Annotated in this window: 15 protein-coding genes; 2 read left to right on the top strand and 13 right to left on the bottom strand. The window is 46.4% G+C overall.

The genetic code is table 11. From position 1 onward, the window contains the following. Nucleotides 1-173: 173 nt before the first annotated feature. The 7 genes from MZO41_RS02260 to MZO41_RS02230 form a co-directional block, all read right to left on the bottom strand. On the bottom strand, nucleotides 174-2,735 hold the full coding sequence (locus MZO41_RS02260; RefSeq protein ID WP_003640512.1) for an ATP-binding protein: 2,562 nt from the start codon (nucleotides 2,733-2,735) through the stop codon (nucleotides 174-176). Further along, complete coding sequence (locus tag MZO41_RS02255; RefSeq protein ID WP_003640511.1) at nucleotides 2,732-3,814, bottom strand: carbamoyl phosphate synthase small subunit; 1,083 nt, start codon at nucleotides 3,812-3,814, stop codon at nucleotides 2,732-2,734. The genes MZO41_RS02260 and MZO41_RS02255 overlap by 4 nt, the downstream gene beginning before the upstream one ends. 34 nt (nucleotides 3,815-3,848) lie before the next feature. Further along, complete coding sequence (gene pyrR / locus MZO41_RS02250; protein ID WP_003644388.1) at nucleotides 3,849-4,373, bottom strand: bifunctional pyr operon transcriptional regulator/uracil phosphoribosyltransferase PyrR; 525 nt, start codon at nucleotides 4,371-4,373, stop codon at nucleotides 3,849-3,851. A 158-nt stretch (nucleotides 4,374-4,531) separates the two neighbouring features. Beyond that, nucleotides 4,532-5,494 carry an RluA family pseudouridine synthase gene (locus tag MZO41_RS02245; protein WP_015640389.1) on the bottom strand — a complete coding sequence of 321 codons (963 nt, stop codon included), beginning with the start codon at nucleotides 5,492-5,494 and terminating at the stop codon, nucleotides 4,532-4,534. Next, nucleotides 5,475-5,924, bottom strand: coding sequence for a signal peptidase II (gene lspA, locus MZO41_RS02240; protein ID WP_003640508.1), 450 nt, complete (start codon nucleotides 5,922-5,924; stop codon nucleotides 5,475-5,477). Before lspA ends, MZO41_RS02245 begins: the two co-directional genes overlap by 20 nt. 333 nt (nucleotides 5,925-6,257) lie before the next feature. Then, nucleotides 6,258-7,913, bottom strand: coding sequence for a formate--tetrahydrofolate ligase (locus MZO41_RS02235; protein ID WP_011101546.1), 1,656 nt, complete (start codon nucleotides 7,911-7,913; stop codon nucleotides 6,258-6,260). 93 nt (nucleotides 7,914-8,006) lie between these two features. Next, on the bottom strand, nucleotides 8,007-8,393 hold the full coding sequence (locus MZO41_RS02230) for an EbsA family protein (RefSeq protein ID WP_003644385.1): 387 nt from the start codon (nucleotides 8,391-8,393) through the stop codon (nucleotides 8,007-8,009). 34 nt (nucleotides 8,394-8,427) lie between these two features. Between MZO41_RS02230 and MZO41_RS02225 the strand changes: the two genes are divergently transcribed. Then, a complete protein-coding gene (locus MZO41_RS02225; protein WP_003640505.1) occupies nucleotides 8,428-8,814 on the top strand; it encodes a ribonuclease HI family protein in 387 nt (128 codons plus the stop codon). Here the strand turns inward: MZO41_RS02225 and MZO41_RS02220 are convergent. Both MZO41_RS02220 and MZO41_RS02215 read right to left on the bottom strand, forming a co-directional pair. Next, nucleotides 8,811-9,917, bottom strand: a complete 1,107-nt coding sequence (locus MZO41_RS02220) for an NAD(P)/FAD-dependent oxidoreductase (protein ID WP_003644384.1) — start codon at nucleotides 9,915-9,917, stop codon at nucleotides 8,811-8,813. The genes MZO41_RS02225 and MZO41_RS02220 overlap by 4 nt on opposite strands. A 157-nt stretch (nucleotides 9,918-10,074) precedes the next feature. Next, the gene (locus MZO41_RS02215) at nucleotides 10,075-10,869 is read right to left on the bottom strand and encodes an alpha/beta fold hydrolase (protein ID WP_013355531.1); all 795 of its coding nucleotides are present in this window, start codon (nucleotides 10,867-10,869) and stop codon (nucleotides 10,075-10,077) included. 256 nt (nucleotides 10,870-11,125) lie between these two features. On the opposite strand from MZO41_RS02215, the gene MZO41_RS02210 reads away from it, so the two are divergent. Beyond that, nucleotides 11,126-12,205: a hypothetical protein gene (locus MZO41_RS02210; protein ID WP_022637991.1), complete on the top strand. Its 1,080-nt coding sequence runs from the start codon at nucleotides 11,126-11,128 to the stop codon at nucleotides 12,203-12,205. Between the two features lie 154 nt (nucleotides 12,206-12,359). Here MZO41_RS02210 and MZO41_RS02205 read toward each other — a convergent pair whose 3' ends face one another. From MZO41_RS02205 to MZO41_RS02190, 4 genes are all read right to left on the bottom strand, one after another. Then, complete coding sequence (locus MZO41_RS02205; protein WP_003644383.1) at nucleotides 12,360-13,037, bottom strand: ATP-binding cassette domain-containing protein; 678 nt, start codon at nucleotides 13,035-13,037, stop codon at nucleotides 12,360-12,362. Continuing rightward, entirely contained in the window at nucleotides 13,037-13,789 is a 753-nt protein-coding gene (locus MZO41_RS02200; RefSeq protein WP_022637993.1) for a hypothetical protein, read from the bottom strand. The genes MZO41_RS02205 and MZO41_RS02200 overlap by 1 nt, the downstream gene beginning before the upstream one ends. A gap of 147 nt (nucleotides 13,790-13,936) precedes the next feature. Continuing rightward, nucleotides 13,937-14,995, bottom strand: coding sequence for a S66 family peptidase (locus tag MZO41_RS02195; protein ID WP_128650871.1), 1,059 nt, complete (start codon nucleotides 14,993-14,995; stop codon nucleotides 13,937-13,939). A gap of 81 nt (nucleotides 14,996-15,076) precedes the next feature. After that, the gene (locus MZO41_RS02190; protein WP_011101542.1) at nucleotides 15,077-16,420 is read right to left on the bottom strand and encodes a GH25 family lysozyme; all 1,344 of its coding nucleotides are present in this window, start codon (nucleotides 16,418-16,420) and stop codon (nucleotides 15,077-15,079) included. Between the last annotated feature and the right edge of the window lie 52 nt (nucleotides 16,421-16,472).

Here is a 16,472-nt window from a genome sequence, read left to right as displayed (position 1 = left end):
TTAAATACCATATGCAATGGGCCACGTGACTAATAATTTAGCTTGACGACAAAATAAAAACTGGTTTTTCTTGAAATACTATCTCACACCAATCTCAAGAAAAAGCCAGCATCTTTATTATTAATGTTACTCATTATGATTCAACAAACATCAGAGTACGTACTGAATCACGCCTAAAAATCCGTATCTTCATTTCCCTGATTCAACGCTGTCAACGCCGCCTTTAACGTGTCGCCATGTGCAATCACCGTGCCGGTAGCGTGGCCCGGTTCACCGGTGGCTTCCACTTCATCATAAATTTGTAAATGATTGTAGGGAAATGTATTCGCCTGAACATAGACTGGCTTTAGCCGGTTAACATCCGGATAGTCGTACATCACCTTAGTCAGTGCTTCGCCTAATTTCACGTGAAGTAATAGTCGGGTCACGCTCGACCCACTGGCCTTACTGATTAACGCCATCGTAGCAATGCTCATCGGTTCAATCGTAGCAAGTTGCAAAGCTGTATCAGCAATCGCTAACCGAACTGTATAGAGCCCGGGCGCACCCATGGCGAGCACTCGTTGCTTGATTTCAGCGTGTAAAGCTGTAATTGCCTGATTTTCCGCCTTATCACGAATCGGAAATACTTGGACCGCACCACGGACATTGCCACGCAAATTATTTCCCGCAATAATTTCACTTACCCCGAAAATTGTCACATCGGTGCCGTCCGTAATCACCTCGACGGCGGGCGAATCGTTGGTCTTGATCTGCTCGCGCGGCAAGCTATTGTTGATTTGGATCACTTGGTAGCCATCCTGTACTAATTTCTGGCCCAGCCGGTAATCATGATAGGTGGTAAAAACAATCAACGGCTTTTCAATCGCTAAGACGTTTAAAATATCCGAATACTGTTTAGGTTCAACGTAACGTTTTTTGGCCAATCGTGGAGTCATCGCCACACTATTAGGGTTAGCGTTGATCAAAACAGGCTCATAATCAGCCTTTTTCAAGTAGAACAACAGTTGTGAGACCAAATAGTCGTTCCCATGGTTGGTTCCAATCCGGTTAGCACCCGTGCCAATGACAACGACTCGCCGACCAGTAGACGGTTGACTTTCGTTATCAAATTCGTACGTGGAGTAATAAGTACTCGTCTGCTCAGTAAATTCCCCGGCAGTCGGTTCGACCTCCTTAAAAGTCGGTTGAATTTCATTTTCCAACGCAAAGTTGCGAACCTTAGCCACATCCGTTTGCCAGGCAGCGGCCGCATCTTCATCGGTAAAGCCAAAATATTTGGCTCGGCCCAGCGCGTGGACGTCAAACGGCCGTTCACGCAAGGCTCGTTCAATTTCTAAAATATGACTCAGTTTATAAAAGTAAAAAGCATCAATCTTGGTTAGCTCGGCTAATTCATCGATTTGATAACCACGATTCAGGGCTTCAAGTAAAATCAGCATGCGCCCAGCTTGCGGATGAATCAACCGTTGGATCAGTTCACCCTCCGAATAGTTCTGGGGTCGATTAGCAATCACGTGATAGCGAGATTCGTCCGTAGACCGCAACCCCTTCAACAAGGCTTCTTCCGTTGAACGACCAATACCGATCACTGAGCCTGTCGATTCCGTCACGGTGTCTAGTTGATGACTAACTTTCTTCAACACATTAAACGGCCAAACTGGTATCCGGCAAACAATATGATCTAAAACGGGTTCAATTAAAGCTGTTTGTTTACGGTAGGCTCCGGGCAGTTTGACCTCTGCCAAACTTATCCCGACCATTAGATTACCAACAACTTGTGCTAACGGATACTCGGTTGCCCGCGCGGCTAACGCCATCGTCCGATCAAAGTACGGTGTCACTTTAATCACGTAATAGTTTTGCGTGGTCGGATCAAGTGCAAATTGAACGTGACAAGAGCCGGTCAAGTGTAACTTGCGCATGATCTTGAGTGTCGCCGAGCGAAACTGTTGGTATTCTTGATCCGTAATCGTTTGCGTTGGGGCAAAAACGATTGAATCAGCGGAGTGAATCCCAACTGGATCAAAATTTTCCATCCCACTGACTAGTAGCGCGGTGTCCTTCTGATCACGGACGGCTACAAATTCGAGTTCTTTATAGCCGACGATACTCTGTTCGACAATACATTGTTTGGTCCCTGAAACTTTGAATCCCATTGCTAGTGCCCGTTGCAGTTCGTCCTCATCTTCACATAGTTGGCGACTCGCTTCGATTCGGGGTGCGACCGACTTGACGATCACTGGAAAACCGACGTGGCGCACCACGGCCATCGCCTCAGTCGTGCTAGCCACAACTTGTGAGGCAATCACGGGTTCACCCATATCTTTCAACCGGTTGCTCATCAGCGCTGGGTTGACAATCATGTCGACCACGTCTTGATCCCACTGTAGCAACTTCACGTGATTATTTTTTAACACATTGTTGCGAATCAACCCTTGAATTAGGGTGACTGTTTGGACGCCACCAAGTGAAGGAATGAGGCCATCAGGCTGTTCAGTTTCAATAATTTTGGATAGTGCGGCGACGGTCAGTGGTTCTAAATAAACCTTGTCAGCAAACCGATTTTCAGCCGCCACGGAGTAAGCATTGTTATCGACGAGGACAACAGCAATGCCCAGACGCCGAATTGCCGCACCGATTTGGGTCACCGCCGCGTCGTGTTGTCCCTCTCGGCCAATGTCATTATGCCCAGCGCCGATAATCAACACTTTTTGTAAGGCTTGATTGTTCACCAGATTGGCCCCCTTGCTTGTTGCATCGACTCAACAAATTCATCAAAAATATCGCGCGTTTCAGTCGGACCAGGAGCGCCATCTGGGAAAAATTGCACTGAAAACGCTGGAAAGTCCCGTAGACGCAGTCCTTGAATCGTCCCATCGATCAAGTCAACAAATGTCGTGATTAACTTATTACGATCAACAGTATCCGCATCTACCGCGAACCCCTGGCCCTGAGCTGCATAAATAATTTGGTTCGTAATCACTTCGCGGATTGGGTGGTTAGCCCCATGATGTTCAGGTGATAATTTCATAATTTGGGCGCCATTGGCCATCGCAAATAGTTCGTGGCCCAGTCCGATGGCAAACAGTGGCACCCGATTTTGAATGTTCTTGATCATCTCAGTCACACTGGCTGGTAAGTCCTGCGGTTTGCCGGGCCCAGTCGATAGAATGACGCCGTCTGGATCTAAGTTTAAAATTTCCTCAGTCGTTGCCGTATAAGGTAAGACCGTGACGTTACAAGCACGCTTACTAAGTTCGCGCAAAATCCCGTGTTTGAGGCCAAAGTCGATGACCACGACATTGAGCCCCGTCCCCGGATTAGGAAATGGTTTCGGTGTTGCGACCGCTGCCACCTGTTGATTAGTCAGCACGGTCGCACCCAATTGATCAAAGGCATGGGCATCTGCAACGTCTACGATACTGGCTTTCATCGGGCCACTTGCTCGGAGTTGCTTCGCTAAGTGCCGTGTATCAATATGGCTGATGCCAGGAATATTTTGTTGCTTTAAATATTGATCCAGTGACCAGCGCCGCTGCCGGTTGGTCGAAATGCTAGCGACATCCCGAACAACGACCCCCTTAACGGTCGGTAAAATTGATTCGTAGCTATCATGGTTGATCCCATAGCTCCCAATGGTTGGCTGCGTAAAAGCAACGATTTGGTTATGATAAATTTGATTAGTAATAATTTCTTGATAGCCCGTCATACTCGTGTTGACGACGATTTCTCCGGTAGAAACCGCTGGCGAGCCAAAGCCTTCACCTAAATAGGCGCTGCCATCTTCAAGAATCAAATAGCGGTCTGCCATTGCGATCCCTTCTCATCTGTTTGACTTTGTCGTACTAGTTAATAATTTCAATACCATCGTGACCGTCGATTTCATTGACCGTCACTTTGATGCGTTCTTGACGCGCGGTGGGAATGTTGCGACCAATAAAATCAGCGCGAATCGGCAATTCGCGGTGACCACGATCGACTAGCACCGCCAAGGCAATGCTCTGGGGCCGACCGCCACCCATTAATGCGTCTAAAGCCGCGCGAATTGTTCGGCCGGTAAATAGAACATCATCGACTAAAATGACCCGCTTATCCGCCACCGAAAACGTTAACTGATAGTCCGTTGAAAGCCGTGCTTGATCCAGCGGCTGATCATCACGAAATGCCGTGATGTCTAACTCGCCAACTGGAATCGCAGTACCTTCAAGCTGTTGTAATTGGGCTGCAATCCGCTGCGCAATATAGACGCCGCGGGTTTTAACGCCCACTAAGACGACATTTTTAATGCCTTTGTTCTGTTCGATAATTTCATAGGTGATCCGGGTCAATGCCCGTTTCATCGCCATTGAATCAACAACTTCTTTTTGCATAATTGCCTCCCAATTTGTGGTTATCGCTTTTTTGAGCAACCCGTACGACAAAGAAAGACGGCCGGACAAGGTGTCACGGCCGTCGACGAAAAGTTATTGTTAACAGTTTGCCTTTCAGTCTCGCAGGGCCGGATTAAAGGACGCTCATTACTGTTAGATTAATGATTCCCATCGGTTTTGTCAAGCTTAGCCAAGGTTGTCGTAAAGATTGGTGGTAGTGGTGCTTCAAAGGTCAATAAGTCACCCGTTACGGGGTGCTTGAATCCCAATAATTTGGCGTGTAAAAATTGACCGTGCCCCTTAATCGTCTTTTTGGGGCCGTACAGGGGATCGCCCACCAGCGGATGTCCAATAGATTGTAAATGAACGCGGATTTGATGCGTACGGCCAGTCTCCAGCCGGCAACTAATCAAAGTATAGTGCTGATAACGTTTCAGTACTTTAAAATGGGTGACTGCTGGTCGCCCGGTCTTAACGATGGCTTGCTTTTTGCGATCCTTCGGTGACCGACCGAGTGGCGCATTAATTGTCCCCGTATCCTCTTTAATCACTCCGTGAACGAGTGCGACGTATTCTCGTAAGTTAGTTTTCGCCTTCAGCTGGGCCGCTAACGATTGGTGAGCCCGGTCATTCTTTGCGACCATCAATAATCCGGATGTATCTTTATCGATGCGATGAACGATTCCTGGCCGAAATTCACCGTTGATCGTCGACAACGGACTATGATACAGCAAGGCATTCACCAAGGTATGGTTAGGGTGCCCAGGGGCTGGATGCACGACCATCCCCTGAGGTTTATTGACAACCAAGACGTCATCGTCTTCATAAACAATGTCTAATGGAATGTTTTCTGGCTCAATCGTTGTTTGTTGAACCGTCTGTGCGGCAACGACAATTTCGTCACCTGGTTTGACGTGATACTTGCTCGCCTCGAGCTGACCATTGACCGTCACCTGATCCGTTTTGATCAGCTTATCAACTTGCGACCGCGTCCAGACCGACTGTAGTGCCGCTAACACTTTATCCAAGCGCCCTGTTTGGTCAGTAATCGTGAATTGTTGTTCCGTGGTCGCTCCTGCCACGTTATCAGCTCCCTGTAACTTATTTTTCAAAACTATCATCCCGCAGCACGCCGATCAAGATAAAAATGACGCCCACGGTTAAACATGAATCCGCAAAGTTAAAAATTGGAAAATTAATAAAATCAAGTTGGAACATATCGACGACGTACCCAATACGTAACCGGTCAATGAAATTCCCCAAAGTTCCCGCAATCATCAGTGAAATACCAACCTCATATAGCCATTTGCCACGTAAGCGCCACAGCAAGTAGCCCATCACGATCAAGGCAATCACTGAAATCAAGTAGAAGAACCACATCTTGCCTTCTAAGATACTCCAAGCAGCCCCGTTATTATGTAAATTTGTGAGTGATAATAACCCGGTAACAATACTCGTACTGGCACCCAACGCAATATGACTCACAATCGCTGCTTTGATAACTTGGTCAATAATGACCAGCGCTACCATTAAAATTAAATAGATCCACATATTCTGTCCTCACATTTCGCTAAGCTGTGTTTAATTATACCAAAAGACGTCGTCCTTGTACGAAACTCCGGCAGGAAAAGCGCGGTTTTTATTGCAGACTTAATAACTAAGCACCTTTCGAGTATTCCCCCAAAAGCATCGGCATCTGGTTAACCACCCCCCCAGTTGAAGCAACGAGCCTGATGATTGGGTGCACCGCTCAGCTGCTAAGCGAGTTAGTCATCATCGGTAGCTCACAAATTAAACGTGTGTGATTGATTCGCTGTCGCAGTCTTCCAAAAACAACGCAAATAAAAAGCCGACCCCCACTGGCATCGACTTATTGGTCAAGCTTTAGAACAAACCTGAGATTTTTCCATCATCACTAATGTCCATATCGAGTGCGGCCGGATGTTTTGGCAGTCCTGGCATCGTCAACACATTCCCGGTCAAAGCGACAATGAAACCCGCACCTAACTTCGGCACAAATTCACGAACATTAATTGTAAATCCGGTTGGTGCTCCGAGACGTTTGGGATCATCGCTCAATGAATATTGCGTCTTCGCCATGCAGACTGGCAAATGATCCCACCCTTGCTTAGCAAACGTTCTCAATTGGCGCTGAGCTTTCGCTGAATATTCGACATTGGCTCCACCATACGTCTTAGTGACAATATCGTTGATTTTCGTCTTAAGATCCGCATCCGCTGGTGATAACGGTTGAAAATGACTTGGCTGAGCACATAAATCAACCACTGCGGCAGCTAAGTCGGTTGCCCCGTCACCCCCACGACCCCAGACATCAGCCAAGACTGCATCGACTCCAAGATCGGCACAATAGTCTTTGACGGCATGGATTTCGGCGTCAGTATCGGCCGTAAATTCGTTGATGGCCACCACGACTGGCACCCCATAACGTTGCATGGCATGGATATGATGTCCTAAATTAGCCGCACCGGCTTTCAAGGCCGCTACATTTTCGGTTGCCAAATCTTGCAAAGCCACGCCACCATGTAACTTTAAAGCCCGAATCGTCGCCACGATTACCACGGCATTGGGCGCTTGTCCGACCGCTGGCACGTTAATATCCATGAATTTCTGACCACCCAAATCAGCACCGAAGCCCGCCTCGGTTACCGTATAGTCGGCTAGATTCAATCCAGCTTGCGTGGCAAGTACACTGTTACAACCATGCGCGATATTGGCGAACGGACCACCATGAACGAGTGCTGGGGTATGCGCCAGGGTTTGAACTAAATTTGGACGTAACGCGTCTTTCAAAAGTAACGTGATCGCGCCACCGACGTTCAAATCAGCAACTGTCACTGGTTGACGGTCATGTGTGTAGCCAATTACAATTCGATTAACACGTTGTTTCAAGTCCGCAATATTTTCTGAAAGACAGAGAATGGCCATCAGTTCACTCGCGACGGTAATGTCAAACCCATCTTCACGAGGTACACCCGACGTTGCACCACCAAGGCCAATCACCGTATGCCGGAGCGCCCGATCATTAATATCCAACGCGCGCTTCCATTGAATTCGACGCTGATCGATACCCAACTGGTTACCTTGTTGAATATGGTTGTCAATTAAGGCCGCGAGCGTGTTGTTCGCAGCCGTCAGGGCATGCATGTCGCCGGTGAAGTGCAAATTGATATCTTCCATTGGAATCACTTGTGAGTACCCGCCACCAGTGGCGCCACCCTTCATCCCCATAACTGGTCCTAATGAAGGTTCCCGCAATGCAATCATCGTTGACTTACCAATCTTAGTCAACGCGTCACCTAACCCAATAGTCACGGTTGACTTTCCCTCACCAGCAGGCGTCGGGTTAATCGACGTTACTAAAATAAGGTTGCGTTGAGTTTTCTTAACCGGTAACGGTAATTTGAGTTTAGCCTTCGTGCTCCCATATTGGTCGATCTGGTCAACCGTCAAGCCCGCTTTAGCCGCAATCGCCGTAATCGGTTCTGGTGTCACTTGCTGTGCAATTTCAATATCCTTCATCAATTCTCCGCCCTTCTGTTTTTACTTACTCCATTATAACAATCTTCCTGAAATTATGAACATTATTTGTATATTGATTGTTTTTATTCGTATCTATCGACTAGTTGCTAGGTCAATCAACTGATTGCGCGCCTTTTTCAACATCAAAAACCGATATTGATTACCATCGATTTGAACTTTCAACCCACCGCGTATCGGGACGATCAATTCGAGTTGATCACGGGGAATCACAAGCCAAGAATGGTTCAAGACCGTGCTAAAAATAATGAGGTTATGATTGATTGTTACGCGCCGCAAGCTGATTTGAATCGCGACCAAGGCAATAAAGAGCGCCGCAATGACGAGTAACCACCACTTAAACTTCAAGATTTCTAGCCACAAAATAATCCCCGCCATCAATACTAGTGCCGTCCACGACCAGACGATCACACTTGACGCTAGCATTGGTTGGTATTTAAAGGTATGCTTATCGTTATTCACAGTACAAAATTCCTTTCACATTGGAGTGAGTTTGATGCAATTATATACGGATGCCGCGACCACACCCGATAATCAGCGCAGTGCCGCGGGAATCTTAATTATTGATCAGGGCCAACAACACCAATTCAAACAGGTCTTGCCAGACAGTGATAATCATACCGCAGAATTTCTTGCCGCCATTGCTGGCTTTAAAACTTTATTAGATTCTTATGGTCCGCAAGTCAGCGTCTTTTTCTATACGGATAGTCAAATCGTCGCCGAAAGTGTCGCCAAGGGTTACAGCAAAACTTTCAGTGTCGAGCTGGCGACTTTGCTGCACCTGCAAGACCAGTGCCAATTAGTAATCACCCAGTGGATTGCCGAAAGTGATAACCATGGCGCCCATCAATTAGCACAACAAGGCTTACATCTTAGTGACTAATCAGCCGGGGCCAAATAAGTTTCAATTGGTCGTTGATACTGGTCCCAGTCATGAGCACCAGTTTGAACATAATCGGCTAACAACTTACCAATCATGGGTCCTGTTGTTAAACCAGATGAACCTAACCCGCTAGCTACCAAAATATGTGGGTTATCCGGAATTGGACCGAAGAACGGCGCAAAGTCACGCGTGTAGGCACGCGTACCCACTTTTACCTGCGTAATTTGATCCTTAGTCAGGTTGGCATCAAGTTTGAGCCCGCTAGCAAAGAGATCATCTTCAACCAGACTTGAAACCTGCAAATCGTAGCCCTGATCATTTTCGTGCGTCGCCCCGACGACCAATTTGCTGCGCGTAAAGGGAATAAAGTCTCGTTCACCTTCAGGCATGAGCACTGGAACATCGTCAGCCCAAGTCTCAGGCAGCTGCATTTCAATCAACTGCCCTTTTTGTGGCCGAACATCAGCAACAATCTTCATTGGCAACAATAACGGCTTTAGCCACGCCCCGACTGCTAAAATCAACGTGTCATAGCTTTGCTGACCATTAACCGTCAATAGTTGGCCCTGGTCACCTAAACGTACCTTACCTTTATGACGGACCAGGTTCCGCTTTTCAGCGTATTTCAGTAAATTATGTGCAAACTTATCGCCATCGACCCGCGCACCACCACTCACAAACACACCGGGTTGGGGCGCCGTTAGCAGTGGGATCCGTTCTTGAACTTCTTCAGCAGTTAATTTCTCAATCGTTCCCATCTGGGGTGCCGCTTGCCGGCGCTTTAGAGCTAAATCGTATAGCGCCTGCAGATCATCTGGATCGGCACGAGTCACAATCGTTCCTGCTTGTTGATAAACAGAATAGCCCATTTGCGTGTCCGCAACAATTTCCGGATACAAAGCAGCCCCGGCCTTAGCGAGTTGATACCAACGCTGATTACGACGTTTGGATAACCAAGGTGAAATAATCCCTGCTGAATTCTTAGTCGCTTGACCAATACCTTCATCATAAATCGTGACGTTCAGGTCAGGGTTCTGGCTTAAATAGTACGCCGTGACCGCCCCAACAATGCCACTACCAATAATCGTTACTTGTTTTTGCATTTTCCAACGCCTCCACAACCAATCTGCTTTCATTTTAGCATACTCGAATTTGTTGCGGGTGGCTGATTCAGTTGGATTAAAGTCAGACCATTGGTAGATGTTGCTGGTACTAGCTTTGCAGCGATTAATTTAATACCGTGGACTGGCTCTTTGCCCCCTATGACTGGGACAGAGCAATCAATAGTTGTTGCCGGACAAAATTTTCGTTCGTCCAGTGTAAATAATGCTGACCTGGTGCATGAACTAGGTGACCAAGCTGGCACCACGGTGATTGTTGGTACGCCGTCAAGCGTTGGTCAGTGACTAAAACTTGGATTGGCAGCGTCAGTACCCGCTTTTCAGCGGTTCGAAGCGTCGTTACTAATTGTGGTAAGCATTGCGCTTCAGTCAGAATACTCGGGTTCGCGTAAGCTGCTAAATCAATACGGGCATTGGCGACACGTTCTGCCAGTAGGTTTAAAGGATTAACTTCTGCTAAGAGTTGCTGAAGTGTCAAAGTTTGTCGCTGTTGTACTAGTTGCGGATAGTTTTCAATAAAAGATTGGGCGTTTGCAAGAAGTTGTGGTGCCATCGCGGCATAGGGTGGTTCAAGCAAAACTAAGCCACAAACATTATCTAAGTGCTGCTGGGCATATAAGAATGCGTAACTAGCGCCTAAACTGTGGCCCACCAATAATAAGTTGCTCACGTGTTCATGGTGAACCACATCCTCAAGATTGGCTAAAATATGCGGGACAGTGCGCACCATTTGACTATGAATGCTACGGCCCACGCCAATCGTGTCGATGGCAAGTAATCCCACCTGACTTGGCAATCGTGCCATTAAATGCTTAAAATTATAATCAGTGGCGTCCCAGCCAAACGCCGGTAAGCACATCAACGTCGGCTGTTGTGGTCCCGCCGGTCGGTACTGATAGTACACTTGTCCCAATTCCGTCATTAATTGATTCATGATTACTTGCCTCCCACAATGACAGACATCGTAAGTAGTTCCAAATGCTTTTTTATTACAGATAAAACACAGCTTTACAATCAGTCATGCATAGTCTAGTCCACAACTGATCAGTAGAAAATGGTTTTTAACCGCTTCGTTAAATCAACTGACCATTAAAAAAGTTACAAGATTTAAATAATCGTCACATTTTGACCATATTTTCGTTTTACACTTATTAATATGCACGACTATATTGTTTTAAAGGACTTTTGCCATGTTAGTTATTGTTTGGATTCTTTTAGTTTTATTGTTAGGACTCATGGGTTGGTTGGAATACCACAATCTTCAGCATCCGGTCATCCAGCCAGCTAAAACCCTGGCGCCGCGCGCACAGCTCCAATTGCAACATCAAGTGCGGCAACACGTGACCGATCAAGCACCACGATTGAAATGGTTATATTATGGAATGGCAGCTTGCTGGTGGCTCGGTGTTATCAGTTTACTAGTCAGTTGCTACTTGGTCAGCGCAAAATTAACCCTGTTGATTTTTCCGATTCGGAGTGTTGTCACAAGCATCGCCTTAATGATCGTTGGCATTATCTTGCTAATGATTCCCGCCTTAGTGTGGCCGACGCAAAGTTATGATTACTTGATTGGTCACTCAACTCAAGACCATCATTGGCAGCTAGCCGATACCGCCACGTTTGAACACTATCGTCGCTTTCAGATTTGGTTGGTTTTGGCATTAGACGTCTTCATCCTGATTGGTTGGATTAGTTGGGCCTACCGGGTCAGCACCGTTCCCATGGTCACTATTGAGTACCTACTAATGGTGGTGGCAATCGCCGTACCAGTTGTGGCATTGATCACGCTGTTAGCACAACTGCCATACTTACATCAAAACCGATACTTGATTCCGGTCAGCGGGCGCTTTGGCACCCAGCATTATCATGCGAATCAGGCACTCATGCAACAACAACCGGACTTAAAGTCACGGCTAATTATCGTTAATGTTGTTCGGATTATTGGTTACGCGTTGGGGTTGTATGCTTTATGGTTGTTATATGCCAACATTCTTGCACCGGCCTTTACGGTCGATACCAGTATCGTTTACCCCGCAGCGGCGTTTGCCATCATCGGACTGTTACTCGTGTTAACAGCGGGCGGTGTGTGGCTTCCCCGTTTCTATGATTACTTGCAATTATTAGATAACAAGACCTTGACGTTCAAATTGGCCGGTAGCGACCGCTTCCGTCGTTTTCGTTTTCATTTGTATTACTTCAAGTTGGCATTCAGTATTTTATGGATCGTTATCTGGGCATTGATCATCGGTTATATTTATTACTTTGGCTAGGTACGCTCACCAATAATACGCAAAACGGTACTCAAACTAATCTGAGTACCGTTTTTTAGTGTCATTTTATGAGACTTGCCAGCGAGGCCAACTTGAGCGCCAAAGGACTCAAAATAAGTGTCGCCATTGCGGCGCAAGAGCCATTACTGTTATATTACTGCGTTTTGAAGAGCGCAACAAAGTCAGCTTGCGCGCTCGCAGCTTCAAACGTTCGCTTGGACAGTGTCGTCACCTGCCGATCATTGAGCCACAGCACTTGGTAATCTGTAAAAGCATGAAGGTCGCGAACGTCATGTGTAATCATCAAGTAGGTTCGCTCAGGATGGGCTTGCATGACCTGAAACAACAACTGCACGTTTTCCCGATCGACCGCTGCTGTTGGTTCATCCAAAACAATCAATTCGCGATCAACTTGTAAGAACAGCAATAACTGAACTAATTTGCGTTGGCCCCCAGAAAGCTGACCATAATGCTGATCCCACAACGGGGCCAAGAATTGATAAGCTTGGGTATCAATAAGTTGTTGGAGCTGTTCAGTTGTCAATCGTAGTCGTCCGTGCTCGATGCCCAAAACCAGTTGGGCAACGTCCCGCACACGAATTGAAGACAGTAACGGGAGTTGTTGGTTCAAATAAATGGCTGCTTTAGGTAGGTCTAATTCACCTTGTGCTGGCCGCAAACCAGTGATGATATCAGCCAGCGTCGTTTTTCCAGCGCCATTTTGACCAATCAAAAAATTGACACCGGGACTTTTTAATTGAAAACTCACGTCCTTGAAGAACGGTTGCCCATTTCTTGAAAACTGATATGCTAAGTGCTCAACACGCATCATTATAAGCCCTCCGTTGGCAGAATCTTAATGTGCCGATAGCTAAATCCGCCGATAACCAATAATACAATCAGACTCAGAAGATAAGTCATCATAAAGTGGCTGACGTGGCCCACGCTGATCATCGCAAAAACATTGGTAACTAAGTAAATGGGACTAACCAGGTTGAGTAATGGGTTATTGGCAGACACTGCCAGCATGTTACTCAACATAAAGGTACCTACGACGACGATCAGCGCCAGTGCATTTCCAATCATATCGACAGTTTTACGTCGGAGTGCCAAGGCAATCAAGGGTAAGCCAAAACAAGTGACTGGTAGATACGTAAGCAACACAGTCAACCATAAGCGACCTAGCAACGATAAAAAGGCCAACTTGAAAGTAATCGCGCTCAACAGGGCCACCAACAATAAAGTCATCAAAATTATACCCAAGCTGACCAGCGCTTGACTGACAAGAAAAACTGCGGGGCTAACCACCAAGGTTCGATATTGTTTGAGATAACCCTGCTCGCGAAGAATGGCTACATTGCTGGCAGTCGTTAGACAATTGGAAAAAATCATCCAACCAATGTAGGGCACGACTTGAGCCGTATAAGTTGTCAGCGATAAAGGTTTAAAGAAAGCACTACTGACATTCATGATTAAAAAGACAAGTGGCAAACAGATTGTGTAAATTAACACCCCGGGAGTATCCCGAATGACCTTAAAAAAATACTGCGTGTAGACCCCCACTTGAACGCTATATTTGTGCATCACTATCACACCCCTTTTGTTAATCTAATTGTTTTATTATATGTTTATCATTTATCAAAAAGCAAGTATTCTTATACCAGGCATGTAAGTATGGCCGGTTTACAAAGTTTTTGAGCTTGCTAAACGTCTTTAATTGCAAAAGGTAGTCTAAAAATGACTAAACGTCACCGTTCGAGCCTGCGCATCAATCCGGACATCCGCCCCAAATGGCGTACTGAGCATGGGGACTGTATGGCAGCTATCGTAGTCGTAAATAATTGGTAATTGGCGATCCCCCAGCACCTCCTGTAAGATATCGATTGGCAACCGCCCGCTGCCTTGATCATCGTACAACGCGTGTTTTCCCAAAATAATGCCAGAGATTTGATCAAAAACACCAGCCAACGCTAACATTACGAAATTTTTTTCCAGCGTTGCTGCAGTTTTCTCGGCATCTTCAATAAATAAAAGCTCGTTACCAGTTAATTTTGGAAAATAAGGTGAGTTAAAGAACCCATACATGGTGTTCAAGTTCCCACCGATCAAACGGCCAGTCAAAATGGGGGTCGCCGTATAATGCCAAGTATTTGCGTGCATGTGTTTCGGATGTTCAAAGGTCTCCCAATTGACCGCTTCATCCGTCCACTGTGCCGGTGCCTGTTCGGTTACGGCCTGCCCCGGTGCTGCGCGGTAGACTGTCAGAAAATTCTGCCAAGTGGTTGTCACGATCTCTGACTCTAAGGCGCCAAGTGAGGCTACTAAGGCCGGTCCGTAAATCACACGACAATTAGGCGCGTGCGTTTGCACCGCCAATAACACGGCCGTCGCATCGGAGTAACCGACAATTGTTTTGGGATGCTGATTGAGATACTCGTAATCGAGCATTGCTAGCACCGAATTTGCGTTCGTCCCACCAATCGTTGCCATCAAGATGTCCAGCGAATCATCATGAATTAACGCGTTGATTTCGGCCGCCCGTTCTTTGATGGAACCAGCACGGTAACTATCCCGTCGTCCCGTCAAATTACCGGCAACTAAGGTCACTCCTTGGGTTGCCAAGAACCGTCGTGCGCGAGCATAACGGTTTGGCGATAATGCCGTAATCGGCGTTGATGCAGAAAATGTCCCAATTTTCATTGTATTCCCACCCCACAAGATTAAAATATAATTAAAATAAGTGTAGCAATTTTTAATCTTAACGTACTTCCAATCGACGTATTTCCTCAAAAAAACGACTTTCAGCTAATAACTTGCTGAAAGTCGTTTAGTAATCAACTGGCTATGCTCGTTTTGAGCGACTTAATTGACTTATTGTGTGACCACGTTTGAGCGGTTGGCTGAAACGTAATTCCCTTTATTCGTTAAATAATAGCGTGAGCCACCCGACCGTGAGTAAACCTTCGTTACTTTAATTCGATCACCAGCGGCGTGGTAAGCGTGTCGATTAGACTTAACAAAGTTTGAAGATTTATAGGTGTAGAGTCCCACTTTAGCCTTGATCCAGCCACTGGAAGGTACTGATTCATAGTACCAATGATCAGATTTGGAGACCTTCGCCGTGATATAACCACCACTCACCTTAATTCGATAGAAATTCCCACTTTTAACCAATTTACCACTGTAGATGCCACCCTTTTTCAAGGTTTTACCCGTTGAGGTTGTCAAATTAACATCTTTGAACAAAGTGCTCTTTTCACGAAGTTGATATAATCCGTGTTGGCCGACCCAATAGCCGGTGACGTCCTGTGATAAGACCCATTTATTTAGACCACTTAAGTAAACCAGCTGTTTGGAACGACTCTTAGTGACTGACTTGGTTGCTGTGACCTTGTAGTATTTTTTCTTAGCGCTACTGGGCACTTTTGTGCCGTCATAATAGCTCGACGCCCCATTATTGAGGTACACATGTTGCCCTTTCGTATAACTGCTGTAGGCATACGTCGTGCTAGTTGAACTGGTCGACGATGATGCCGAAGTCCCGGAAGTCCACCAGCTTAACGGGTGGTATGTCGTCACGGAAGCACTGTCATACAAACTGTTATCAACATATTGTCCTAGCGAAGATAAATAATAGCTACTGGAATATTGCCACAATGAGAACGAAATCGTCGGCTTCGAGGAGTAATTTGCAATCCACTGGGCATCAAAACTTTGCCGTGCCGTGTTGGCGTATGTGGTTGCAAATGACTGGTACGAATAAAAAATCAACTTCTTGCTCGTTAACGACCGCATCTCAGTATACCAAGCCTTGACAGCCGCGTTGGCCGCCGTGCTACTCATGGAAGTCGTTTCAAAATCCAAGACGTAGAACTTCGTGTTCTTATTTGCGCGTTGATAGAACTTATCTGCCTCGGCTTTGGCAGTCGCGGTACTCGTAAAGGTCGCATAGTCATAGGACCCGAACGGAACACCATATTTCACATAGAGACTCTCATTAGAGGTGTGGTAGAGATCCTCATAACTGCTCCCATATTGCACCCGGTTGATGACAAAATCAGCCTGACTCTTCAAACTTTGAACCTCGGTACTCGTTAACTGACCTTGCCACTCTGAGATATCCGGCACCGCCGCGTGTGCCTGAACGACTCCGATACCACCTAAAAAACAACCCACGAGCAGCAGTATCAACCGCCACTTTTTCTGCATGACCAAATTACTCGCCTTCCCATCATTAGTTTGATATGTACGTTTACTGCACACCTTA

It is taken from the genome of Lactiplantibacillus sp. C232 (genome assembly GCF_023806725.1).
GTDB classification, from domain to species: Bacteria; Bacillota; Bacilli; order Lactobacillales; family Lactobacillaceae; genus Lactiplantibacillus; species Lactiplantibacillus plantarum.
This window is presented reverse-complemented; position numbering and strand designations above follow the sequence as displayed.

What these genes read in the sequence shown, in the direction of transcription:
- MZO41_RS02200 (WP_022637993.1), bottom strand. Translation starts at nt 13,789, where the DNA reads ATGCACAAATATAGCGTTCAAGTGGGGGTCTACACGCAGTATTTTTTT.
- MZO41_RS02235 (WP_011101546.1), bottom strand. Translation starts at nt 7,913, where the DNA reads ATGAAGGATATTGAAATTGCACAGCAAGTGACACCAGAACCGATTACG.
- MZO41_RS02245 (WP_015640389.1), bottom strand. Translation starts at nt 5,494, where the DNA reads ATGATAGTTTTGAAAAATAAGTTACAGGGAGCTGATAACGTGGCAGGA.
- MZO41_RS02255 (WP_003640511.1), bottom strand. Translation starts at nt 3,814, where the DNA reads ATGGCAGACCGCTATTTGATTCTTGAAGATGGCAGCGCCTATTTAGGT.
- MZO41_RS02220 (WP_003644384.1), bottom strand. Translation starts at nt 9,917, where the DNA reads ATGCAAAAACAAGTAACGATTATTGGTAGTGGCATTGTTGGGGCGGTC.
- MZO41_RS02225 (WP_003640505.1), top strand. Translation starts at nt 8,428, where the DNA reads ATGCAATTATATACGGATGCCGCGACCACACCCGATAATCAGCGCAGT.
- pyrR (WP_003644388.1), bottom strand. Translation starts at nt 4,373, where the DNA reads ATGCAAAAAGAAGTTGTTGATTCAATGGCGATGAAACGGGCATTGACC.
- MZO41_RS02210 (WP_022637991.1), top strand. Translation starts at nt 11,126, where the DNA reads ATGTTAGTTATTGTTTGGATTCTTTTAGTTTTATTGTTAGGACTCATG.
- MZO41_RS02205 (WP_003644383.1), bottom strand. Translation starts at nt 13,037, where the DNA reads ATGATGCGTGTTGAGCACTTAGCATATCAGTTTTCAAGAAATGGGCAA.
- MZO41_RS02215 (WP_013355531.1), bottom strand. Translation starts at nt 10,869, where the DNA reads ATGAATCAATTAATGACGGAATTGGGACAAGTGTACTATCAGTACCGA.
- lspA (WP_003640508.1), bottom strand. Translation starts at nt 5,924, where the DNA reads ATGTGGATCTATTTAATTTTAATGGTAGCGCTGGTCATTATTGACCAA.